Origin of the sequence: Dactylosporangium sp. McL0621, from assembly GCF_049995355.1 — a bacterium.
Lineage (GTDB): Bacteria > Actinomycetota > Actinomycetes > Mycobacteriales > Micromonosporaceae > Dactylosporangium.
This window is the reverse complement of the sequence record NZ_CP188259.1, coordinates 4,834,536-4,859,011: the sequence shown is the minus strand read 5'-3', so window position 1 is coordinate 4,859,011 and position 24,476 is coordinate 4,834,536. Positions and strand designations below refer to the sequence as shown.

Genomic DNA, 24,476 nt, shown 5'->3' with positions numbered 1-24,476 from the left:
CAATGTCCTATTGGTCGATGCGTGCCAGTTGGTGATCGTCGCAGTGCTGCCCGCCGGCTTCGCGCAGCCAGGGCAGGATGATGTCGCGGATGTTGTTCGGCTGGTCGACGAGGACGGAGTGCCTTTGGCCGGGCACGGTGACGATTCGTGCCCGCGGAAGCAGCCGGCGTATGTCGGTGGTCGCCTCGTCCACGGCTGACTCGCCGCCGAAGATGCACAGGACCGGGCACCGGATCGCGGCGATGCGCTCCTCCGCCGGCAGCCGGCTGGCCGGCACGTCGCGGGCGAGTGTCGTCGCCGCGAGCACTTCGCCAATGGTCTTGGCCCACCGGCTGGCGCGCTCTCCGCGTCCGGGGTTGTTCCCGGCGAGCGCGTGCTCACGCTGCAGGTAGGCGGCGGCGTTGCCGATCCACCGGGGCACGAGCCTGAGCCAGACCGCGGTGGGCGGCATGGCCTCGATCGTCGCGATGGTGGCGACCCGTTCGGGGTGGCGCGCCGCGTAGCCGAACGCGATCGTGCCGCCGAATGAGTTGCCGAACAGGTGGACCGGGCCGGTGACGTCCAGCGTAGCCAGCAGCGCCGCCAGGTCGTCGACGAAGTCGTCCAGCGCGTAGCCCTCCGGCGGGCGTTGCGTGCGTCCGTGGCCGCGTAGGTCGTACATGACCACGTCGAAACCGGCGGCGGCGAGCGGGTGGGACAGGGTGAGGTACCAGCTGGCCAAGGTGTCCAGGGCCAGACCGTGAATCAGCACGGCGGTCGGGGCGGTGCTCCGCGCGCCGGACGCCGGTTCGGGCGGGGCGAGCTGTTCCACGTGCATGGACAGGCCATTGGCCAGCACCATGCTCATGCTGGCGTACCCACCTTGCCGACGCCGGTGTGCGCGTCGCTCACGCTGCCGAGGCCTGCCTTCGTGTTGCCGGTGCCGGCCTCCGCCTTGTCGAGCGAGGCGGCGACATACTCGACGAGCTGGCCGACCGTCAGGTCCCGCAGCGAGTCAAGGTCGAGGCTGGCCACGAAGTGGGCGAAGTTGACCGTGTCGCCGTACCGGCCCTGCAGGCGGCCGGCGACGGAGACCATGTCGATGCTCTCCATCTCCAGGTCGTCGGAGAATCTGGTCGACATCGTGATCTCGCCGTCGACTCCGGCGTGGTCGCGGACCGCGTGCAGCAGCGCGGCGACCTCGGCAAGGATCGTGGTCCGGTCAGCAGACATGAGATGTCCCTTCTGTTGGTTCGTGGTTGGCGCCGCTACGGCGACCGGTTGGGTGGACGGGCTCTGGTCCCCATGTCCAGCCGACGACGTAGCATCGTGGCGGCAGGCCCTCGGGGTTGGAGACTTCTCGATGGGCGACCAGGTAGATGCGGTCGGCGACCTGCACGGTCAGCGCAGCCGGCGTGGCGGCCACGAGCTTGAACCGCCGGGGGTCGCCGTCCAGGCCGGTGCCATCCGCTTTGGCGGCGGCCTCCTTCGCGGCCCAGAAGCGGGCGAACCATAGGCGCCGGTCTTCGCCGGAGGTCACCTTTGAGTCGAGCAACCGCCGTTCGGCGTCGGACAGCGCGAACGCGATCGTGCTGTCCGCATAGTCGGTGATCTCGGCAACGTCGATGCCGACGCCGGGGGCGTCGATCGGTGCTCCGGGTGTGCGTGGCTTCGCGATCGCGACGGCGACGTCGGCGATGTGGGCGAGTGAGACGTCACAGTCGCGATAGCCACGGCCGGAGCGCGCGCGCACCCGGGGCCGCCCGTTCGGGTCGTTGCTGACCGTCAGCTCGATCGGGTATACGTCGGTGTGGCCGTCGTCCCACAGTCCGAAGCGCACAGCGTCCTTGACCGCGATCCGGCCCAGCAGCCATTGCTTGCGCGCCTTGAGCGGCTGCCGCTCGTACTCGGCGACGCCCTCGGCGCCGAGGATGCCGCGCGCGGCCAGGCCACGGGTGACCAGGTCGGGCCAGCGGTCGAACGCTATGGTCCACCCCTCCGGCTGGCGCACCGACAGTGGATGGCGCCCCGGGAAGCGCTCGGCGGGCCGGATTGCGGGGTGGCTGACGAACGGCCGGTGGACGCATCCGTCGAGCTGCACCCATACCCGGCCGTCGGCGGCGAGCTGCGTGTCGAAGACGAGTTGGGCATCGTCGACCGAGCGCACCCGGACGACGCAGTCGACCGGCGCATCCGGCGCCGGTGCCGGTCCGAAGAACCGTGCACGTCCGATCCCGACCGGCAACGCGATGAACGGCTGCGTCGTGAAGAGCCAGTTGCCCATGAGTTGGGACGCGTTGTCGAGCAGTGCGCCGGGCGGGGTCAGGGCGGTCAGGACGCCGCGGACGTGCATGTCGCCCAGGGCATCGACAGCGGCCAAGCCTTGGAACCGGGGTCCGTGGAACACGATCCGTTCGGCGTACATCTGCTCGGCACTGAAACGCGGTGGCCGTTCCGTGGCCGGGTCGTGTCGCCACACCTCCGGACGCTCGGCCGGGTAATCCGGCGCCACCTCGATCGTGGACCGGGCGTAGGCACCGAAGGTCACCGCGAGCCGGCCGGGTGCGGTGGCCTTGACGGTGATCTCGACGTCCTGTGCCGGCGCGGCGACACACCAGCGGTTGAACCGGGCGTCGTGTACGCCGACCACCCGCATGCCGGGGACCGCCTGCTGGGCGGCGTCCATCATGTGTTGTACGACTGTGGTGGCCGGCACGACGGGCCAGCGGTCCTCCGGATGGGGCCAGTCGTCGGGCTGGGCGAAGAAGCAGTGGTCGTGCAGGTACGGCATCGTGTCGAGGGCGACCCGCAGGACCGTGCGGTGGACATCCGGCGGCAGCGGCCGCGGGGCGTGGCCGGCTCCGCCGCCGGGTACCGGGTCGCCGATGGCCACGCCGTGCGTTGCGCCATCCGCTGCGCCGTCCAGCAGGGATGCGAGCTCGGCGGCGGCGCTCGACCGCCCCGCGAGCTTGCGCAGCGTGGCCAGGGCCGGCGATCGCGGCGCCGGCACCGCGGCATGCGTCCGCACCGCAGGCGCCGCGGCGTGCGTCGCCACGGCGGCCGGCCCCGCGCCCCGATCGCCGGCCGGCTCGGCGGCGCGGGCCGGCATGCCGAGCAGATCCTCGGCTCCCTCGCCGAGGTGGATCAGCGGGACGCCCAGGTCGAGCCGCGTGATCGGGCCGCGGCGGGCGGGTGGCCGGGCGGCGGGCGCCGCGGCCCGTACGGAAGCCGTGCCTCGTGGATACAGAGCCCGCGGATCAGGTGCGGCGCCTTCGACCCACAGTGCCGTGGCGACCCGGCGCAGCTGGTTCAGGCCGGCGCGGTGGGCGACGTTGACGGGCACGGCGAGGTGGTCGCGGCCGCGCAGGTTGTCGTCGATGACCGAGGCCAGCTGCCCGACGCCGACCTGCAGGAACACCCGGAACCCGGCGTCGTACATCGCCTGGACGGTTTCGCGGAACCAGACCGGTTCGAGCATGTGCCGTATGGACATCTCGCGCACGCCGGCCGGATCGCTGGGCGACGGTGCCTTGAGGGTGGCCGACCAGACGGGTACTCGTGCCGGGTGGACCTGCCAGCGGCGCAGCGCGGCGCCGATCGACTCCAGCCCGGAGGCGAACAGCGGGGTGTGGAAGGCGGAGCGGAACGGCAGCTTCTGGCAGACGAGGCCGTCGCCGCGCAGCGCTTCGACCAGCCGGTCGATCTCGCTCTCCGGACCGTTGACGATGCACTGCGTGGGCGCGTTGTCGTGTGAGAGGACCACCCCCTGGTAGCGCTCCAGCCGCGGGATGATCTGCTCGGCCGCGCACCCGACGACGGCGAATGCGCGGCCGGGCACCTCGACCGACGCCGGGTTGAGCGCGGCGATGACCTCGTCGATGGAGGAGACACTGACCTGCCCGCTCGTCACCGCGGCGGTCCACTCCCCGATGCTGTACCCGGCGACCGCGTCCGGGGTGATCCCGATGCGATGCAGGGCGTCGTTGAGCAGCCGGCCCAGCTCGACCAGGCCGCCGCTGTGCCGGCCCAGGTCGGCGGCGGACCACTGCCGGTCGGCCAGGCCGAAGTGTGCCGCAATGTCGGCGGTGCGGGGGCGGAACTCCGCCTCCGGCCCGGGGAACACGAAGGCGAGGCGGCCGGGGGCCGCGCCGGCCAGCAGCGGTGCCGGGCTGAACCAGATGTCACGGGCGCCGCGCCAGGACTGCCCTCTCGCGACGGCGAGACGGGCGGTGGCCAGGCGCTTGGCGTCCGGGTTGACGATGCCGATCCGGCAGCTCTCGGCGCCGGCCTCGACGCGGGCGCCAGCGGCAGGACCGGCCTGCCGGGCCCTGTCGGCGCCACAGGCGCGAACGGTGGTGTCGTCCGCGTCGAGCAGGCGGGCCAGCGCGGCCGGGTCCGGTGCGGCGAGCCACAGCATCTCGTCCGGCTCCTCGACGCCGACCGGCGCGGCGCGCAACGGCACGGGCCCGGTCGTGCCCGTGCCGCCGCGACGGGCCGCCACCGCGTCCGGCGCTTCCTCCAGGATGACGTGGGCGTTGATGCCGCCGAAGCCGAAGGCGTTGACGCCCGCGCGACGCGGTCCCTCGCTCTCCCACGGCCGAGCCGAACCGATCGGGGCGAACCGGGTCCGCGCCAGCTCCGGCCGCGGATCGTCGCAGTGCAGGGTGGGCAGCAGCACGCCGCGGTACACGGCCAGGGCCGCCTTGATCAGCCCCGCGATGCCGGCCGCGGGCATGGCGTGCCCGATCATCGACTTGACCGAGCCGAGCACCGGCTTCGGGCCTCCGGCGTGGGCACCGAACACCTCGGCGATCGTGTCGAGTTCCGCGGCGTCGCCGATCGGCGTGGCGGTCCCGTGCGCCTCCAGCAGGCCCAGCGCGTCCGGCGCGGTGGGGTCGAGGCCGGCGGCCGCCCAGGCCCGCCCGATCGCGAGCGCCTGCCCGGCGGTGGCCGGATTGACCATGCTAGCGGCGCGACCGTCGCTGGACACCCCGCTGCCCCGGATCACCGCATAGATCCGATCGCCGTCGCGCAGCGCGTCGGCCAGTCGCTTGAGTACGACGATTCCGGTGCCCTCGCCCATCAGCAGCCCGTCCGCCGCGCGGTCGAACGGTCGGATCTCGCCGCGCCGGGACAGCGCGCCGAGCTGGCCGAAGACCGACCAGAGGGCGACGTCGTGCACGTGGTGGACACCGCCGGCGAGCACCGCGTCGAGCCGGCCTCTGCTCAGTTCGGAGATCGCGTGATCGACCGCGACCAGCGACGAGGCGCAGGCGGCGTCCAACACGTATGCGGGGCCGCGCAGGTTGAGCCGGTTGGCAACCCTGGACGCGGCGAGATTCGGCACCACCCCGACCGGGCCCTCCGGCTGGTGCTTGCCGAGCCGCTCGTCGAGCCTCTGCCGTACCGCCTCGAGCCGGCTCTCCGGCAGGTCGGGAAGTAGCTCCCGGAGCACCTGGATCACCTGGCTGGGCATCCGGACCCGCTGATTGTGCCGGACCTGGCCCGGGCTGAAGAAGCCGCCCCGGCCGATGATCACACCGACCCGGTCGCCGTCGGGCAGCCGGTCCGCACCACCCGCATCCTCGATGGCAGCCGCAGCCACCCGCAGCGTGATGAGCTGATCCGGGTCGATGTCGGCGATCGAAGCGGGCATGATGCCGAACTGCAGCGGCTCGAACGTGGCCAACTCGTCGACGAACCCGCCGCGCCGGCAGTACACGCGGTCCGGACGGTGCGCCTGCGCCGGGTCGTAGAACTCGGCATCCCACCTGGCCGACGGCACCTCGCTGATCGCGTCGACACCCTCGACCAGATTGCGCCAGTAGCCGTCCAGGTCACCCGCGCCGGGCAGCAACGCCGCCATACCAACGATGGCTGTCTGGTCGCCGTGCAACGCGGTCACCAGCCCGACGCGGTGTAGACGACGGAGGTGATCGCCGGATCACCCCAGGCCAGCTCGCCCAGCAGGCTCAGCGCGCCTTCCTCGGGGTCGATGAGCGCTATGCCGCGCCGGGCATACTCCCGGCTCAGTTCCGCGGTGACCATGCCGCTGTGGCCTTCGACCGGCGCCCATGGTCCCCAGTGGACGGTCAGGCAGCGGTTGCCCGAGCCGGCCGCCCAGCGTGCTCCCATCGCGTCCAGGGCATCGTTGGCGGCGGCGTAGTCGGCCTGGCCGCGGTTGCCGTGCGTCGCCGCGACGCTGCCGAAGAACACCACGAATTTCGGCGTGCCGCTGAGCCCGTCCAGCGCGCCCAGGACGGCCCGGGCGCCCGCCACCTTGGTGTCGAAGACCCGGGCGAACGACTCCGGCTCCTTGTCGGCGATCAGCTTGTCGTCGATCACACCGGCGGCGTACACCAGCCCGTCGATGCGGCCGTACTCGCCATGGATCGCAGTGATGAGCCGGTCGGTCGCCTGTGCGTCGCGGACGTCGAGGCTGTGGTAGCGCACCTGGGCGCCCGCATCGCGCAGCTCCCGCAGGGTGGCCTCGACCTCTCGCCCGGCCAGGATCGCCTGAGCCCGGCGGGCGATCTCCGCCGGCGGGGCGATGCCCTGGCGCGCGAGCGCCGCCCGCAACGCAATTGCGTCCGTGGCCGCCGTGAACGCCGGATCCTCCGGTCCGTCCGGCATCGGGGTCCGGCCGACCAACTCGATGCGGCACCCGGCGGCCGACGCGAGCGCCCGGGCGAACCAGGAGGTGATGCCCCGTGCGCCGCCTACCAGCACCACCACGGCGTTGCGGTCCAGACCGATCGCGCGGGCTTCGGCCGCACCGTCTCCCGCCGGGCCGGCGCCACCGGCCGCGAGCGGCCCGAGGATCGCCGGCACCAGCTCGTACGCGCTGCGCGCGCCACCGCCGCGGTGCACCACCGGGACGTCGTCCTCGGCGAGCAACTCGTCGACGATGTGCTGAGCAAGCCGGTCCGCGGGTTCCGTGGCGTCCACGGCGACCAGCCGCACGGCGGTCGACGGATACTCCCGGGCGATGGTGCGGAACAGGCCGCGCAGCCCGTCCGCGACGGCACCGGCGTTCGCGTCGGCGGCCGCCAGCACGTAGCGCGGCCCGCCGGCCAGGACCTGCTTGATCAACCCGAACACCTCCGGCAGCAGCGGCGCCGGTGCACCTGCCAGCCCGTTGAGCAGGACGAGCCCGTCCACCATGTCGACGCTGCCCGGCTCGGCCACCGTGCCGGTGTGTACGGTCGCCCCGTGCCGGCGCAGCAGCTCGACCACGGGTTCGGCCACCGGACCGGCCCCGGTGACCAGCAGCGTCGCCCCCGCGAGCGCCGCCGCCGGTTGGACCTGCGGATCCGGGACGAGAACAAGGGCGGGAAGCATGCGCGTCGGCGCGACGCCCGGCCGCGCGTCACCGCCGGCCGGTGCCTCGGTTCGATCCTGCGTGGGGATGGACAGCGTCTCCGCCGCCGGTGCCGGCAGCGCGCCGTTCACCCGGGTGGTGAGCCAGCCGACCATGGTGCGCACGGTCCGGGCCTTGACCAGCTCCTCCAGCTGCGAGTCGTCGCCCTCGGCCGAGAGCCCCAGCCGGGCCGCCACGTCCCCGGCCACCTCCGCCCGCTTGATGGAGTCGATGCTGAGGTCGGCCTCCAGGTCCAGATCGAGATCGATCAAGTCGACCGGGTACCCGGTCCGCTCGCTCAGCACCGCCAGCACCGCACCCTGGAAGTCCGACGCGGCCGGCACGGCGACGACAGGTGCCGGCGTGTCGGTCCGGGGAAGGGGTACGCCGGGCGCCGGGCGGACGACGGTGTCCGCGGCCGGTGCCGGCAGCGCGCCGTTCACCCGGGTGGTGAGCCAGCCGACCATGGTGCGCACGGTCCGGGCCTTGACCAGCTCCTCCAGCTGCGAGTCGTCGCCCTCGGCCGACAGCCCCAGCCGGGCCGCCACGTCCCCGGCCACCTCCGCCCGCTTGATGGAGTCGATGCTGAGGTCGGCCTCCAGGTCCAGATCGAGATCGATCAAGTCGACCGGGTACCCGGTCCGCTCGCTCAGCACCGCCAGCACCGCACCCTGGAAGTCGAGCTTCGGTGCCTGCGCCACCAGCGAGGCCGTCGCGCTGCCATTGCTGGACGCGGTGAACACCGGCGCCCGCACGGCGGACACGGGCGGGCCGGCCGGGGCGGGCACGGGCGAGACCGGCCTGTGCGGACTCGCCGCAACCGGTGCCGGCGTCGACGGTGGCGGCGGGGGCAGCGGCGGTGCCGCGACGGTGTCCGCCGGGCCGTATCCATCGCTGATGTCGGTGCCAAGGTAGGCGAGCATGACGTCGCGCTGGGAGGCGATCAGCTCGCGATACGTCCGGAGGAACTCGGCGAGCAGCTCGTCCGGGCCTCGTCGCCCGGCCCGGTTGTCGGGGTCGCCGGCGGCGGGCTTGGTCGTTGCGGTCATAGACAGCTCCTTGATGCGTCGTGGGGGCCTCAACCCGCCGGGGATGCAGTTGCCGTCGCGGTCGCGGACCAGGTGGCCGTCCACCGTCCAGAAGGGACGGTCATCGGGTCCGGTCGGGGCGGCCTCGACGTTGTCGCGGCCGTGGAACAGCCAGCCGCTCTGCACCGGTACGCCGGCGCAGGCCAGTTGCGCCACCGCGGTGAGCACGTCGCGGAGCCCTTCGCCGGTGTTCCGGTCGCACGCGATCGCGAGGTGTGGCCGATCGGTGAGAATGGCCTGCACCAGGCGGGTGAGTACCTGCCCCGGGCCGGTTTCGACGAACGTCCGGACGCCGGCGGCGTACATGGCCTCGATCTGTTCGGCGAACCGAACCGGCGCGCCGACCTGGGCGGCGAGCTCGTCCCGGACCTCCTCGGCCTTCGCGGGGTAGGCCCCGGCGGTGCGGTTCGACCACACGGGGATGGCCGGTGGTGCGAGCGGTTGGTCGGCGAGCACCGCTGCGAAGCGCTCCACGGCGCCGGCAACGACCGGGCTGTGGAAGGCGCAGGCAACGCTGAGACGATGTGTCGTCAGGCCGGCCGCCTGCAACGCGGTGATCGCCGCCTGTACCGCGGCGGTGGGGCCGGAGATCACCTGCTGGGTCGGGGAGTTCTGGTTGGCCAGGACGACCTGGTCGGTAAGGTCGGCGTCGTCGAGGACCGTGGCGATCTGCCTGGCGGTGGCGCTGACCGCGGCCATGGTGCCCGGATCGTCACCGGCGGCGCCGAGGATCGCTTCGGCCCGCCGCCGGCTGAGCTGTAGCAACGTCGGCGGGTCGTAGGCGCCGGCCACGCAGAGCGCGACGAGCTCGCCGTAGCTGTGTCCGGCGACGACGTCCGGACAGATGTCCAGCCGGCGCAGCAGATGGCCGACGGCGAGTCCTTCGATACCGAGCACGGGTTGGGCCACCCGGGTGTCGCGGAGGCGCTGCTGCTGGTCGCGTTCGGTGGTCGCATCGAACGCGGCGGGCGGGAACAGCAGATCCGCGTACTCGGGCCCGAGCTCGAGGTACTCGCGGAGCTCGGGAAAGGCGACGAACAGCTCGGCCAGGGCGCCCGGGCGTTGGCTACCCTGCCCGGGGAACAGGAACGCCAGTTGACCGCTGGCCGTGCCCGGTGGTGGCTGGATCAGCCCCTGCCCGGGGTCGTGCTCGCCGGCGAGCGCGCGGCGCACCAGCTGGTCGAGCTCGGCGACGTCGCGTGCGACGATCGCGACCTGGACGGAGCCGGACCGCGGGTCGGACTGCGCGGCGGCTGTGGCCGCCAAGTCACGCAGCCGCCATGGCCGGCCGTACCGGTCGGTGCCGCGCATCAGGTCGGCGAGTCTGCCGACCGCCTGGTGCGCGGCCGTCCGGTCCCGGCCGCGGAAACAGAACAGCTCGGCCGGCCATTCGTCATGAGCGTGGCGCGGCTCGGGCGTGCGCGGGTCGGCGGCGAGCACCACGTGGTAGTTGGTGCCGCCGAAGCCGAACGCACTGACCCCGGCGATGCGCTGCTCGGCCGGAGCCGGCCAGGGGCGGGCCGAGGTGGAGAACGCGAATGGGCTGGACTGAGCGTCCCAGGCTGGATTCGGACGGGTCAGGTTGATCGTCGGCGGCCTCACCCCGGTGTGCAGCGCCAGCGCGGCTTTGATCACCCCGGCGAGACCGGCGGCGCACTTGGTGTGCCCGATCTGCGACTTGACCGATCCCAGCGCGCAGCTGCCCGGCTGCGCACCGGCCTCGACGAACAGCCGCGTCAACGTCTGTAGCTCGGTGCGGTCACCGACCACCGTGCCGGTGCCGTGCGCCTCGACCAGACCCACCTGCCGCGGCGAGACGCCGCTCTGCGCGTACGCCCGGTCCAGTGCCCGGCGCTGCCCCTCGGCCCGCGGGGCGGTCAGCCCCAGCGCCCGCCCGTCGCTGGCGGCACCCACCCCCTTGATCACCGCGTAGACGCGGTCACCGTCGCGCCGGGCGTCGGCCAGCCGCTTGAGCACGACGCACGCGACCCCCTCGCCCAACGCGATCCCGTCGCCGGTGGCGTCGAACGTGCGGCACCGCCCGGTCGGCGACAGGGCATGCGCCGAGCTGAACATGAGGTAGTCATGGATGCCGTTGTGCAGATCCACCGCGCCGCAGATCATGAGGTCGCTGCCGCCGGTGGTCAGTTCCTTGCAGGCGGCATCCATCGCCGCCAGCGAGGACGCGCAGGCGGCATCCACGGCGAAGTTCGGTCCGCCCAGATCCAGCCGGTTGGCCACCCTCCCCGAGATCACGTTCGTCAGGATGCCGGGAAACGAGTCCTCGGTGACGACGGGCAGCCCGTCCGCCAACTCTGCCGGCACCTCACCCAGGTAGGCGGGCAGGGTCGTGCGTACCACCGTCGCGTTGCTCAGGTCGCTGCCCGCCTCCGCGCCGAACACGACCCCGGTCCGCGAATGGTCGGCCCCGGCCGAGCCGGAGTGGTACCCGGCGTCGGCCAGCGCCCGCCGCGCCACCTCCAGGGCCAGCAGCTGGGCCGGGTCGATGCTGGCCAAGGCCGCCGGCGGGATGCCCAGCCCGATCGCGTCGAACGGCACCGGCGCGATGAAGCCGCCCCACTTCGACACGCTGATCCGGCCCGCCCGCCCCGGCTCCACCTCGGGCGCGTAGTAGATGTCCGGCGCCCAGCGCTGGGCCGGCACCTCGGTGACCGCGTCGCGGGCGCCGAGGATCGTCTGCCAGAAGGCGGGCAGGTCCGGTGAGCCGGGAAAGACGCACGACATGCCGATGATGGCGACATCCAGGGGTGCCGCCGGCTCGGGCTCGGCCGCCGCGGCGTCCGGTCCGAGCATCGCCGTCAGGGCCGCGATCCGTCCGGCGTGGAAGCGCTGCGCCCCCACGGTCACTTCGGCATGCAGGGCGGCCACAGTGGTCTGTGCGTCGCGCAGCACGGCAACCTGGCCCGCCATGAACATTCCCTCGGCGTGCTGGGCCGCCTCGTCCACATCGACCAGCGCGTCGCCCTCCCGCCGTTTGCCCTTGCTGGCGATCCGGAGCCGGCCGACGTTGAGCATCTCCAGCTGCTCCCACACCTGCCGGCCGGCCACCCCCGCCGCGTCCAGCTCCTCGCGCATCCGGTGGAAGTCGTCGACGTACGGCGTGTGCAGGCACCGCGTCACGTGCCCGGGCGCCGTCTCCAGCAGCGCCGTGACCGTCGCCCCCAGCACCTCGCGCTGGAACAGCGGCTGGATCGCCCCGCACTCGACCGCCTCGCGGGTGAACAGGTACGCGGTGCCCATCAACACCCCCACCTGCACGCCGCGACGGGTCAGCGGCCCCGCCATCGCCGCCACCATGGCCGCCGAACGCGCATCGTGGATGCCACCGGCGAAGAACACCTGCACCTGGGCGGCGGTCCCGGGCGGCGCGTCGTCGAGGAACTCCTCCAGCGCCAGCGCCTGCGCCTCCCACAACGGAAAGCTCGTGCGCGGCCCGACATGCCCGCCGCATTCGCCACCCTCGAACACGAACCGCCGCGCGCCGGCCCGCAGGAACTGCCGCAGCAACCCGGGCGACGGTACGTGCAGGAACGCGTTGAGGCCGTCGGCCTCGAGGGCCTTCGCCTGCGCCGGCCGGCCACCCGCGATGATCACGACCGGCGGCCGGACCTCCATCACCGCCGCGAGCTGCGCCGCCCGCACCTCCTCCGGCGCGAAGCCGAGCACGCCCACCCCCCACGGGCGCTGACCCAGCTGCCGCGCGGCCTCCCGCAGCATCCGCCGGGACTGTTCGCCGGTGGCCAGGGCGAGCGCGATGAACGGCAGCGCGCCGTCATCGGCCACCGCGCCCGCGAACCCGGCCACATCACTAACCCGTGTCATCGGACCCTGCGCCACCGGGATCCGCACACCCAACGCCTGCGCCAATGGTGCGTCCGGCGCCAGCACGTCACCCGCCGCGGCGCCCGTGGCCGCAGCCTCGATCGCCGCGCGGATGCCGCGCACCGCCTGCGTCGTACTCCCCCACCGCTGCCGGAACACCGCGGCCATCCAGCCGTCCTGACCGACCGGCAGCAACTCGCCGCTGCCGTCGGATCGGCTGTCGCGGCGCAGGCCCCGGACGCCGTCGCGTAGCACCGTCTCCGAGCCGTCCATCCGTCCGATCACGGCCCGCACGTCCTCTGGCAGATCGGACTCGGGCATCAGCGCCAACTGGCTGTCCAGGACCACGCCGGCCGCCCCGCCGACCACGCACGCGGCGGCGGTACGCGGCCCGATGCCACCCGCCACCCACACCGGCAGACCCAGCGCCTCATCGGCCAGCAGCTGCTGCAGCAACACGAACGAGCTCAGCTCACCGGATCTTCCTCCGGCCTCCGAGCCACGCGCGATCAACCCGTGCGCACCGGCCGCCGCCGCCGCGCGCGCCTCCGCACGACTGTTCACCTCCACCAGCACCCGGTACCGTTCAGCCGCCTCACGCACCGGCCACCCGCCGTCGGCCGGCAAGACCACCAGGGTGACGTTGTCGTTCGCGGCGCGCCGGACGTCGGCCGGCGTGGCGATGCAACCCGCCGGCACCCGCACCCCGATCGGCCCGGCCGACCACGACGCCGCCCTTTCCAGCGCTCGCAGCGTCCTGCGGTCACCTTCGGCCAGGTCGAAGACCCCCAGCGCGCCGCCGGCAACCGCGGCCGCCACGATCCGCGGACCCGGCTCCACCGCCCCACACGGATTGATGGCGATGACCAGATCGTTGCCGCCGAATGCAGTACTCATCAAGCTCCTGTCGATTGGGCCAGTTGTGCAGCAAGCGCTGGGATGACGCAGGTGCACACCGGCCCGACGGCGCAGTCTCGTGCGCCAAGTCCGTTGACTGTTCCGCCAAAAGCTCACGTTTGGCGTGCGCGCCGCCGGCGTCCGTAGCCGGCTCGGCCCGGCGCTTTCCAGCGCGCTGCGGCCGCGGCACATCATTCGTATAACACGGCGGTCGCGTTTGTCCCCGGTTACTCAGAACGGTCTTGCTCTCTTTGCGGATCGTCCTGCCCACGCATCGGCCGTCTGGTACAAACCAGGTTGTAGATACCTTGGGCTGAGACGCGCATAACGCAGGGCGTCCGGTTCGCTGGTGGTCCCAGCCGGACTCGCAACGCTGTGTATGCGGATGTGGCAGGCTTCGCCGCCGCCCAGCCCGGGTTGCGAGCATCGCTGTATTTCGCGGTGCCCCGTCATCCGCACGAAACGGCAGCCGCCCCTGCCCGTCCAGAGATCCCTTGTCTCGACAGCAAGCGTTCTCGACGTCCGCGGCGACTGCCGCCGACGGACCTGTACCTGATGAAAGGAAAAGCATGCACAGGATCAGGTTCATCGCCCGATCTCTGCTCCCCGCCGCCATCCTCGCGGCCATACCGGTGCTCGCTGTCGGCCAAGCGGCCGACGGCGCCGTCAGAACCCAGACGACGAGGGTGTCGTCGGGGCCGGAACTGCTCGCCAAAGCCCAACCGGACGAGTGCTTCGCCGGGATCGGTCAGCCGTACCCGGCCGGGCCGCCGTGCAAGGACGGCAAGCCGAAAGTGAACCAGTCGTACGTGTGGGGCCTGACCAAGACGGGCGACCGGGTCTGGTTCGGAACGGGCGCCAACGTCCAGTGCCTGACCCTGGGTACGAGCCTTTCGCAGACCACGCCGACGCAGAACGACGACTACGTGTGCGAGTACGGCTCCAGCCAGATGAGCAAGAAGGCCGGCAGCCTGGGGGGTTCAGTGGGTGACCTGGCGGCGGGACTGGGTGACTGGCGCGCGCCGAAGGTGTACCTCTACCAGACGTCGTCGCGGAAGCTGACCGACAAAACCGGCGACATCACCAAGGCGTCCAGGGCCGACAACCTGCGCATCAACACGACCGTCGGTATCCGTGCCGCCGGCTCGAACAACGGCGTGGTGCTGCTGGGCGGACCGGGCCTGCTGGGCAGCAACCTCTTCGCCTTCGACAGCGACTCGGGCCGGTACCTCGGGTCGACCAGCCTCAACGCGTACGGCAACATCCGGCACTTCGTCGTGGCCGACGGCGCGCTCTACGTCGGTGTCGGCCTGGGCCCGGAGGGCCAGGGCGGGGGCGCGGTGCTGCGCTTCACCGGCGACAAGTCCAACCCGTTCAAGTACACGGTGGTGGCCAACCTGCCGGCGCAGGTCGCGGACCTCGCCGTGCACCAGGGCCGGATCTTCGTCACCACCTGGCCCAGCGCCGGTGGGTACACCAAGTCGACCGCGGCCGGCGTGTGGATGAGCGCGCGGCTGGCGGACGGCAAGCCCGGCCTGACCAAGGACGACGCCAACACCTGGAAGCAGGTGTGGAACGTGTACCAGTACGAGCCTGACCCCATCGTGGCCAGGACGTACGGTCTCGGCTCACTCGCCTCCTACGGCGGATACCTGTACTGGGGAACCATGCACGTGCCGCTGCAGGCCACCGCGGCAATGGTGAAGCAGTACAAGCCCGCCAACGACCAGCAGGGCGCGCTCGCGGTCAAGAACACGCAGCGCACGGTGAGCATCTTCCGCGCCGGAAGCTTCGACAAGAGCCGCCCGTCGGTCGACCTGTTGTACGGGGCGTCGCAACTGCCCACCTACGACCCGAAGGCGAACAGCGGGTCGGGCGCCTGGAAGCTCGCCTCGACCGGGTACCAGCCCAAGTACGGCGCGGCCGGATTCGGCAACGCCTACAACACCTACACCTGGTCGATGGTGGTCACCGGCGGCTCGCTGTACGTCGGCACCATGGACTGGGGCTACATCAGCAAGTACTCGCCGCCGGCGGCGCTCGGCGGGGTCCGGGCCGCAATGGGCACGCCCGATCCGAAGTCGTACGGTGGCGACCTGTGGGCGTTCGACAGCCCGCAAGGACCGGCCAAGCCGGTGAACACCACCGGACTCGGCAACTACCTCAGTTACGGGGTCCGCAACATGGTGGCGGACGGATCGGCCATCTACCTCGGCATGGCCAACCCGATGAACCTGCGCACCGACAAGGGTGACAACGTGCCCGAGGGCGGTTGGGAGCTGGTCCGGCTCAAGACCACCGCCGGGCACCTCGGCTAGGTCTCGTCCGGTCGCCGGCCGGTCGGCGCAGGTCGCCGACCGGCCGGCGCTCCGGCGAGCAACTGCGAGCTGCCATGAGAGGTGGGAAGTTCATGTTCCGCAGAACCAACACAGCGGCGTCCGTCCGGCGTACCGCGTTGACGGTGGCAGCCGTGAGCGTGTTCATCGTGCTGATCGCCTGCGATGCGGCCCAGCCGTCCGGGCAGGGCACGCCCACGCCGAAGGCTCCGACCAGGTCCGCGGCGGTGACGGCCAAGCCCGGGAGCCCGTCCGTTGCCGCCGGGTCGTCCGACCACAGCATCACCGTCGCCGGCACGAAGCGCACGTTCCGTCTCTACCGGCCGGCCAACCTGTCGATGTCGAAGCCGGTACCGCTGGTGGTCATGCTGCACGGCGCCCTCGGTGACGGCCGCCAGGCGGAGCTGGCGTACGGCTGGAACGCCGAGGCGGACCGTAAAGGGTTCGTGGTCGCATACCCGGACGGGCTCCTGCGATCCTGGGTCGTAAGCGCCGACTGCTGCGGGCCGTCGGCCCACGGCGGCGTCGACGACGTGGCATTCATCCGTGACATGGTGGCCAACGTCTCGAACCAACTGCCGATCGATCCGGCCAGGATCTACGCCACCGGAATATCCAACGGCGGGATGCTCGCCTACCGGTTGGCCTGCGACACCACCACGTTCGCCGCGATCGGGGTGGTGGCCGGCAAGCAGCTCGGGCAATGCCCGGCGCCGGCACCGATCTCCGTGATCCATGTCCACGGCACCGGCGACGATGTGGTGCCGTACGACGGCAAGGCGGGAAAAATGAACAACGACGGCCAAGGACTGATCCCGGTCAAGATCGACGGCGGATCGGTGCCCGACCAGATCGGCAAGTGGCGGACGATCGACCGGTGCGGCGCCCCGCAGACACGGACCGCGGGAGAGGTCACCACGGTGCTGGCGCACTGCCCGGACGGGCGCGACGTCGAGCTCATCACCATCGCCGGCGCCGGCCACCAGTGGCCGGGCGGCACGCCGATGCCGGCGGTGGAGCAACTGCTCGGGCTGCCGCCACCGTCACAGGCGTTGAACGCCACCGACTCGATCTGGCAGTTCTTCAGCACCCACCCGCGCAAGAGGTGAGTCCCGGCCCGTCGCGGTGCCTTGGGGGGCGGAAGGTCGCCCTCCAAGGCACACGGCCTGACCGTGAGCGCCGCACCGACGAGGCCGGCCCTGCTCGGCGGCCGGCCGTCGACCTTGCGCTTGCCGAGAATGCCATCCGGCCTGGTGAGGAGCCTTCTCGCCGAGGATCGCGTGATCTTGATTCTGACGGCCATGGTGGGTGGGGCGATCACCAAAGTGGGGGGTGGCTCACTGGTCCTCGACCACCTGCACCTGGGATGGGGGCTGGCTTGACCCGCTCGGGCAGAATGGCCCGCATGTCGAAGCCGCGCGTCTCCGACCTGGGCATGCTGGTGGATCTCCTGGCCGGCGTCGACACCGGTCGACGAGTGTTCGGTGCGGTCATGCACGACTATCAGCGTGGGCCGGCGCTGAAGGACGCTGAGGTGCGGACGGTTGAGGAGGACCTCGGAATCACCCTGCCGGACGCCTTCCGCGTCTTCGTGACGACGGTCGGCGCGGACGGTGCCGGGCCCTACTACGGACTGCTCGGCATCACGCCGACGGACGAAGTCCACGAGGACAAGCCTGCGCCGCGGCCGGACCGGCCGTTCCCGTGGACGAAGCAGAGCCCCTACACGGAGCCGTGCGCGCCCGGCGGGCACCGGCTCGACGGCACGCTGGTGCTGGCCGACCAGGGTTGCGGCGAGCGGTCGCTCCTGGTCGTCACCGGGCCGGCGGCGGGCACGGTGTGGACGGACCACAGCTCCCACGAGGGTCCGCTGGTGCCCGAGGCGGCCGACTTCCTGACCTGGTACCGGCGTTGGCTGGACCATGCCTTCATGGAGTGGGCGCTCAAGGCCATGCCGATGGTGGTGTGGTCTGCGGCGCTGGCGAGCCCGGCCGGCGGTGCGGAGATCCCGGCCGCGGTACGCGCGCTCGTGCGGCCGTTGTTGGCGGCGAGCAAGGACGCCGAGGCCCAGCTGTCGTTGGGGTATCTCGAACTGCTCGACGGGGCGGACGCCGCGGCGGACGCGGCGTTCATGGCTGCCGCCGACGCCGTGAACCTCGGTCTTGGCCTCGGCCATAGGGTCGACACCATCGAGGCGCAGGCCCGCCTGCACCTCGCGCGGGCCTGCGCGCGGTTCCTGCGCGGTGATCTCGACGCGGCGCTGGCCGAGGTCGACGCCGGGCTCGCCCTGCCGAAGATCTGGGCCAGCACCACGCATGAGTTGCGGATCGCGCGGGAGCGGCTGTTGCGGGACGTGGGCCGGCACGAGGATGCGCTGGTCGAGCTGGATGAGATCACCGCCGGGTCCCACTTCGACCCGGCACCCCATCATCGGCTGGCGCGGATCCACCTGGCCGCCGGGGACATCGCCGCAGCGATCCGCGTCCTGGAACGGGGTGCCCGGTACGACAACGTTCTCAAACGTGTGAGCACGCTGCCGGAGCGCGTCGAGGCGCTGTTCACGCCAGTCATTGCCAGCCTGGGTGCAGGTGAGGCCGCCGACCAGCTCGCGGCCCACGCGGCACAGCTGCGGGGCGGCGGCGTCACGAAGGACGCCAACGGCCGCCTGTGGCACAACCCGCACACCTCTGTCGGGATCTCCGGTTTCGGCTGGCACCCGGATACCGGCGAGCTGAAGGTGTACTACCGCGAGGCCGACACCTTCGAACCCGTCCTGCTCAACGACGTCTCGGCCGAGCAGTGGCAACAACTGATCTCCGGCGAGGAGTCAGTGGGACAGCTGGTGACGCAGATGACCCTCGACCCGGCCCACGCTCCGCCAGTGTAGGAGCGTCGGCCATCCGGCTGCATGCGCCGCGGCACGTCCTCCACAGCGACGACAGCGACTTCGAACCGGCGTTTCTCACGACCGCTTCCCACTGAGCCTACCGCCCGCGGACGGACACATCCCGCTGTCGACGCTGTGGCGGATGCTTCCGGCGGTCACCCAATCATGCCCATCACCCGGCTACGCCGGAATGGTGGGTGGAGATGTTCTCCAGCGAGATCACCGAACTCTTCGAGTGCAACAACGAGCGTTGGGTGGGCCTGCTCGGCTGGGCGGCTGGGCCGGCCGGCCGGCACGGGTTCGCGCGGGTCGTCAGTCCGTCTTGATGCTGTCCAGGACGTTCAGCCGCGCGGCCCGTCGGGCCGGCCACAGTGCCGCCAGCAGACCGACCAGGGCTGCACCGGCAACGTATGCGGCGAATTGTCCGAGCGGGTAGACGGTGGTGAGTCCGGTCATCGCATTCCTGAGCAGCCGGACGCAGGCCCAGGCCAGGAAGCCGCCGACGGCGATGCCCAGCATGGCGCCGAAGGACGCGATCAGGACCGACTCCAGCTTGACCATCCGCTTCACCGCGTTGCGGGAAAGCCCGACCGCTCTCAGCATGCCGATTTCGCGCCTCCGCTCAAGGATCGACATGGCGAGCGTGTTGACGACGCCCAGGGCCGCGATGATCACGGCCATGGCGAGGAGGGCGTACATGGCGTACAGCGTTAGGTTGATCTGTTTGCTGAAGTGGTCCCGCATCTGCTGTTTCGTGCGGACGTTGATCAGCGGATTGTTGCCGGTGGAAGCCTTGAGTGCCTGCTGAAGCGACGCCGTGGCGCCGGTGGCACCTTTGACGAGGACGGTGCTGTAGAACGGTGTGGTCGTGTGTGGGCTCAGCACCGACTCGCTCATCAGTACGGATCCGAGGACCGCGCTGTTGCGGTAGGTCCCGCCGATCGTCAACCGGCTGCCGCTGCCGTCCGGGTAGGTCACCGGGACCGTATCGCCGACGCTCCAGTGGTTGTTGGCCGCGCGGTCCTGGTCCACCAGGATCTGGCCCTGCTGGAGAGTGCCGGTGGAGCCGCTGACCATTGTCGGGGCGATGAGTTGGTCGAAGCTCGTCGCGTCGACGCCGGTGACGGGCAGCTCCTTGCCATCCGTACGGAGCTGCTGGTCGTCCAGCGCGCTGTACGCGGCCACGCCCGGGGTCCTGGCGATCGCGGGCAGCAGCGTCGGCGCGATCGGCAGGCTGAGCAGCGCGCTGACCGCATAGTCGGCCCGCATGTTCTGGGTGACCTGCTCGTCGATCGCGTGGGTGACGGACCCGCCGATGACCGTCAACGCGCTGATCAAGGTGACACCGACGGTGAGTGCCGAGGCGGTTGCGGCGGTACGGCGTGGGTTGCGCACCGCGTTCTGCCGGGCCAAGGTGCCCGAGATCCCGAACAGCCGGGTGTACAGCGGACCGACCAGCGCGATCGCCGGCCGGGACAGCGCGGGGGTGAGCACGAACACGCCGACGAGCGTGCCCACCGCGCCTGCCGCGACCAGCAGGTTTCCGGCCGAGCCGCCCCGGCCGGCCCCCCACAGGACGAGCGTCAGACCGATTCCGGCGAGGGTACCGCCGATGCTGTTGCGCACGACGAGGCTCTTGCGGGTGGCCGGGGTGTCGTCGCTGCGCAGCGCGGCGACCGGGGCCACGCGGGAGGCACGCAGACCGGGCAGCAGCGCCGCCAGGACAGTGACCGTGACCCCGGTGAGCAGGGTAATCAGGACGGTCGCGGGCGAGACGACCAGCGTGCTGGTGGAGATCTGGCTGCCCATGGAGCCGGTGAGGCCCTGGAGTGCGGCACCGATCCCGATGCCCGCGACCAGCCCGGCCGCCGAGGCGGTGATACCCACCAGCAGACCTTCCAGCAGTACCGCGTTGGTGATCTGGCGGCGGGTCGCGCCGATGGCGCGCAGCAGCGCCAGCTCGCGGGTGCGCTGTGCGATCAGCATGGTGAAGGTGTTGGAGATCAGGAAGACGCCGACGAACAGGGCGATCCCGGCGAAGGCCAGCAGCACGTTCCTGACCCCGGACATGCTGCTCCGGGACTGTGCGGCCCGGTCCGCGTCGAGCTGCGCTCCGGTCTTCACCGTGATGTTCCCGCTGTCCGGGACGACCTTCAGGACCTCGCCGCGCAATTCGTCCTGGCTGGTGCCGGACGCGGCGACGACCTGGATGCTGTTGTACCGGCCCGTTTGAAGGTAGAGGCGTTGCGCGGTGGCGGTGTCGAACAGCACGAGCGAGCCGCCCGCTTTGACGTGCGGGTCGTCGGTGGTGAAGATGCCGGTGACCGTCATCTGCAGCACGGGCCCGTTGACGGCCACCCGCACGGTGTTGCCGATCTTGAAGTTGTTGTCGCGCGCGGTCCTGCTGTCGACGGCGATCGTGCCCGCCGAGGTCGGTCCGGTGCCCTGCGCCATCGGGAACTCGGGGTCCTCCCCGTTCGCCGACGGTACCCAGTTGGCGCCCTGGGTGTTGCCGAGGCTACCGATCAGGTCGCCGTGCGGGTCCGAGAGCCCGGCGAAGCCGGTGACGGTGCCACGCACCGAGCGCGTTCCCGGCAGAGCGGCGATCCTCCGCACCGTCGACTCGGTCAGGGGGCTCAGGGCACCGCTGTTGTTTCCGGCCCTGGAGCTCGGGTCCGCAGTGGTGTCGGTGATCTGGACCGAGATCCTCGAGTGGCTGCCGGACATGCTGTCGTCGAGGGACTGGCGGATCGAGTCGGAGAAAATCAGGGTTCCGGCGACGAAGGCGGTGCCGAGGAGCACCGCCAGCATCGTCATCAGCAGGCGGCCCTTGTGGGCCCACACATTACGAAACGCGGTCCGGTACACGGTGTCGGCTCCTCTTCAGTTGGTGCGCGACTGTGTGTCGAGACGCCGCATGCGGTCCAGGACGGTGGCCGCGGTCGGGGCTCGCAGGTCGTCGACGATGTGGCCGTCCGCGAGGAACACCACGCGGTCCGCGTACGAGGCGGCGACCGGGTCGTGGGTGACCATCACCACGGTCTGTCCGAGGTCACGCACGCAGTCGCGGAGGAAGGCGAGGATCTCCGAGCCGGACCGCGAGTCCAGGTTGCCGGTGGGCTCGTCCGCGAAAATGATCTCCGGCTTGGATGCCAGAGCGCGGGCGCAGGCCACACGCTGCTGCTGGCCGCCCGATAGCTGGGATGGACGGTGGCCGAGGCGGTCGGCCAGGCCGACGGTCGCCACCACCCGGTCCAGCCACGCCCGGTCGGGCCCGCGCCCGGCAATCGCCGTGGGGAGCGTGATGTTCTCCAGCGCGGTGAGCGTCGCCAGCAGGTTGAACGACTGGAAGACGAACCCGATCCGATCCCGGCGCACCCTGGTGAGCTGCTTGTCGTTGAGGCGTCCCAGTTCGGTGTCGCCGATCCAGGCCGAGCCCGCGGTTATCGAGTCCAGACCGGCCATGCAGTGCATCAGGGTGGATTTGCCGGAGCCGGACGGACCCATGATGGCGGTGAACTGCCCGCGTGCGAACTCGACACCGACGTTGTTCAGGGCGATGACGCGGGTGTCGCCCTCACCGTAGACCTTGCTGAGACCGACAGCGCTTGCCGCGGCGGTTTGCGGATCGGCGGTCACCCGGGCTTGTGCAGACATCTGGTCTCCTTGACCATGGCGGCGTTCACGTCGCGGTCCACGGTGCCGGGCCGGCAGGTCCGAAGTCATTGCTCCGCAGGCAGATTTCCGCGCTCTGCCCGCGGGCATGCGCCACCGGTGAACGGGCCTGGTGTATGCCTGCGGAGGTATGCCGCGAGGCTGACGGGGCACCGCCCGGAGCGCCGGCTGACCGGGCTCCGGTCGCTTGCTGTCCGGCCGATCATTGGTACTTCCGCTATGCCCGTGGGCATATGCCGTTCGGCGGAGGCCGGACCGTCTGGCAGCGCCCTACGCTGTGGCTATGCACACCGAGCCGCGCCCACCGCTGATCAGACGGCTGCGGCCCGCCCATTGGCTGATCTTGGATTGCCTCATCGCTACCGGAAACGCCGCGATCGCCGGCGCGATGGTGGTGCGGCACCCGTCCGGAACGCCGATGGCGCTGGAACTGGCCGCCGTGACGGTGCTCAGCGTCGCGATGGGGCTGCGCCGCCGGCAGCCGGTGCTCGCGTTGGCGGTGGTGCTCTTGGTGCTGGTGACGCTCGACTTGCCGTACCAAAGTCTGCTGCCGGCGTGGAGCGCCCTCTATCTGGTGGCGGTCACCGGCCGGCGGCGGACCGCGCTAGCCGCCCTCGCTGCCGTGATCGTCGCGCCGGCTCTGGCGGTGGGGGTTTTCGACCGCGGTGTGCTGCTCGGCCTGATCTCCAGCCTGGTCTGGACCACCGGCTACGCGGTCGGGCGGCACCGGGCCTCCGAGCAGGAGCTGCGGCTGTACCAAGCCCGGCAAGTCGAGGCCGAGCTGGAGAAGGCGCGTCGTGGCGTCACCGAGGAGCGGATGCGCATCGCCAGGGAGTTGCACGACGTGGTCGCGCACAGCATGAGCGTGATCACGGTGCAGGCCGGTTTCGGCAACCTCGTGATCGACGACCAGCCGGCCAAGGCCCGGGCCGCACTCAGTGCCATCGAAACCACCAGCCGGGAAGCGCTCGCGGAAATGCGCAGGCTCCTCGGCATGCTGCGCGAGGACGGCCCGGCGGCGCTTGCGCCGGCGCCCGGTCTCGGGGAGCTCGACCATCTGGTGGCGCAGACCGCGAAAGCCGGCGTCAGCGTCGAGGTAAAGATCACCGGCGTGCCTCGGCAGCTGCCGCCCGGGATCGACCTGTCGGCGTTTCGGATCGTGCAGGAGGCGCTCACCAACGTCGTCAAGCACGCCGAGACCGCCAGTTGCCGGGTCGCCATCGCCTACGCGGAGCACGAGCTGTCCATCGAGGTCACCGATGACGGCCGCGGCGGCCCACCGGTCAACGGGCACGGCCACGGCCTCATCGGCATGCGGGAGCGGGTGCACCTCTACGGCGGAACCGTGCAGGCCGCGCCGCTGCCCGGACGGGGATTCCGGGTCGCCGCGTCGCTGCCGGTCGCGAAGGCCGCGGTATGACCATCCGCGTACTTGTCGCCGACGATCAGCACCTCATGCGCGCCGGCCTGCGCGGTATCGTCGACACCGCCGCCGACCTGACCGTCATCGCTGAAGCGAACACTGGCCTGCAGGCGGTCGACCTGGCCCGGCGGGAACGGCCGGACGTCGTCCTGATGGACATCAGGATGCCCGACATGGACGGCCTCGAGGCCACCCGGCTCATCACCGCGTCGACCGACGTGCGGGTGCTCATCCTGACGACCTTCGACCTTGACGACTACGTGTATCAAGCGCTGCGTGGCGGAGCCAGTGGCTTCCTGCTCAAAGACACCCCGCCGGCGGACCTCCTCGCCGCCATCCGGGTCATCGCGTCCGGCGACGCGCTGCTCGCCCCGAGCATCACGCGCCGGCTCATCGCCGAATTCGCCGCCCGCCCCGAGCCGGCCCCACCGGCCGCCGGCTCCGGCACCGCCGGCTCCGGCACCGCTGGCCCCGATCCGCTGGCGTCGATCACGGACCGGGAGCGCCAAGTGCTCGCCCTCGTCGCCGAAGGCCTGTCCAACGCGGAGATCGCCCGGCGGCTGCACATCGCACCCGGCACGGCGAAAACCCACGTCGGCAACCTGCTGACCAAGCTGAACGCCCGCGACCGGGTCCACCTGGTCATTTACGCCTACCGCGCGATGGGCGCGCCTCACCAGGGACAGGTGCCGCGACCGGGCGACTCATCGTGACCGGCTAGGTGAGGTATGCGGTCAGGTGCATTGGCGGCCATTGAGTTGGAAAGCGGCCGGGCGGGTGTTCGTGCCCGAGTACGTCGCCTGGAAACCGAAGCTCACGGTGCCGCCGGCCGGCACTGTCGCGTTCCAGGCCGCGTTGCGGGCCGTCACGGCGGCGCCCGACTGGGTCACCTGGCCGTTCCAGGAGTTCGTGATCTGCTGGTTGCCCGGGAAGGTCCACGTCAGCGTCCAGCCGTTCAGCGCCGCGCCGCGGTTGGTGATCGTCACCG

At 71.4% G+C, this 24,476-nt stretch carries 13 protein-coding genes; 6 read left to right on the top strand and 7 right to left on the bottom strand.

The window, feature by feature from the left end; translation table 11 throughout:
- Nucleotides 1–7: 7 nt before the first annotated feature.
- Genes ACPPVO_RS23390 through ACPPVO_RS23375 form a run of 4 tightly spaced genes read right to left on the bottom strand, consistent with a single transcriptional unit; the run spans nt 8 to nt 13,167 of the window.
- Complete coding sequence (locus ACPPVO_RS23390) at nt 8–847, bottom strand: alpha/beta fold hydrolase (protein ID WP_426513304.1); 840 nt, start codon at nt 845–847, stop codon at nt 8–10.
- Nucleotides 844–1,212, bottom strand: coding sequence for an acyl carrier protein (locus ACPPVO_RS23385; RefSeq protein WP_426513303.1), 369 nt, complete (start codon nt 1,210–1,212; stop codon nt 844–846). Before ACPPVO_RS23385 ends, ACPPVO_RS23390 begins: the two co-directional genes overlap by 4 nt.
- On the bottom strand, nt 1,202–5,845 hold the full coding sequence (locus ACPPVO_RS23380; RefSeq protein WP_426513302.1) for a beta-ketoacyl synthase N-terminal-like domain-containing protein: 4,644 nt from the start codon (nt 5,843–5,845) through the stop codon (nt 1,202–1,204). Before ACPPVO_RS23380 ends, ACPPVO_RS23385 begins: the two co-directional genes overlap by 11 nt.
- Before the next feature lie 35 nt (nt 5,846–5,880).
- Nucleotides 5,881–13,167, bottom strand: coding sequence for an SDR family NAD(P)-dependent oxidoreductase (locus tag ACPPVO_RS23375; protein ID WP_426513301.1), 7,287 nt, complete (start codon nt 13,165–13,167; stop codon nt 5,881–5,883).
- Nucleotides 13,168–13,736: 569 nt separating this feature from the next.
- Between ACPPVO_RS23375 and ACPPVO_RS23370 the strand changes: the two genes are divergently transcribed.
- From ACPPVO_RS23370 to ACPPVO_RS23355, 4 genes are all read left to right on the top strand, one after another.
- Nucleotides 13,737–15,485 (top strand): hypothetical protein, encoded by a 1,749-nt coding sequence (locus ACPPVO_RS23370; RefSeq protein WP_426513300.1) that lies wholly within the window; start codon nt 13,737–13,739, stop codon nt 15,483–15,485.
- A gap of 152 nt (nt 15,486–15,637) precedes the next feature.
- Entirely contained in the window at nt 15,638–16,612 is a 975-nt protein-coding gene (locus ACPPVO_RS23365; RefSeq protein ID WP_426513299.1) for an extracellular catalytic domain type 1 short-chain-length polyhydroxyalkanoate depolymerase, read from the top strand.
- A 296-nt stretch (nt 16,613–16,908) separates the two neighbouring features.
- Nucleotides 16,909–18,390 carry a hypothetical protein gene (locus tag ACPPVO_RS23360; protein ID WP_426513298.1) on the top strand — a complete coding sequence of 494 codons (1,482 nt, stop codon included), beginning with the start codon at nt 16,909–16,911 and terminating at the stop codon, nt 18,388–18,390.
- A 203-nt stretch (nt 18,391–18,593) separates the two neighbouring features.
- Nucleotides 18,594–18,716, top strand: coding sequence for a hypothetical protein (locus tag ACPPVO_RS23355; protein ID WP_426513297.1), 123 nt, complete (start codon nt 18,594–18,596; stop codon nt 18,714–18,716).
- Here the strand turns inward: ACPPVO_RS23355 and ACPPVO_RS23350 are convergent.
- Both ACPPVO_RS23350 and ACPPVO_RS23345 read right to left on the bottom strand, forming a co-directional pair.
- Nucleotides 18,703–21,258, bottom strand: coding sequence for an ABC transporter permease (locus ACPPVO_RS23350; RefSeq protein WP_426513296.1), 2,556 nt, complete (start codon nt 21,256–21,258; stop codon nt 18,703–18,705). The two genes, ACPPVO_RS23355 and ACPPVO_RS23350, sit on opposite strands and share 14 nt — an antisense overlap.
- A 15-nt stretch (nt 21,259–21,273) precedes the next feature.
- Nucleotides 21,274–22,047 (bottom strand): ABC transporter ATP-binding protein, encoded by a 774-nt coding sequence (locus ACPPVO_RS23345; RefSeq protein ID WP_426513295.1) that lies wholly within the window; start codon nt 22,045–22,047, stop codon nt 21,274–21,276.
- A 301-nt stretch (nt 22,048–22,348) separates the two neighbouring features.
- Here ACPPVO_RS23345 and ACPPVO_RS23340 point away from each other — a divergent pair, with 301 nt between their 5' ends.
- Nucleotides 22,349–23,485: a sensor histidine kinase gene (locus tag ACPPVO_RS23340; protein ID WP_426513294.1), complete on the top strand. Its 1,137-nt coding sequence runs from the start codon at nt 22,349–22,351 to the stop codon at nt 23,483–23,485.
- Nucleotides 23,482–24,201 carry a response regulator gene (locus tag ACPPVO_RS23335; protein WP_426513293.1) on the top strand — a complete coding sequence of 240 codons (720 nt, stop codon included), beginning with the start codon at nt 23,482–23,484 and terminating at the stop codon, nt 24,199–24,201. The genes ACPPVO_RS23340 and ACPPVO_RS23335 overlap by 4 nt, the downstream gene beginning before the upstream one ends.
- Nucleotides 24,202–24,222: 21 nt before the next feature.
- On the opposite strand, the gene ACPPVO_RS23330 is transcribed toward ACPPVO_RS23335, so the two are convergent.
- Nucleotides 24,223–24,474: a cellulose binding domain-containing protein gene (locus ACPPVO_RS23330; protein ID WP_426514676.1), complete on the bottom strand. Its 252-nt coding sequence runs from the start codon at nt 24,472–24,474 to the stop codon at nt 24,223–24,225.
- Nucleotides 24,475–24,476 lie beyond the last annotated feature (2 nt).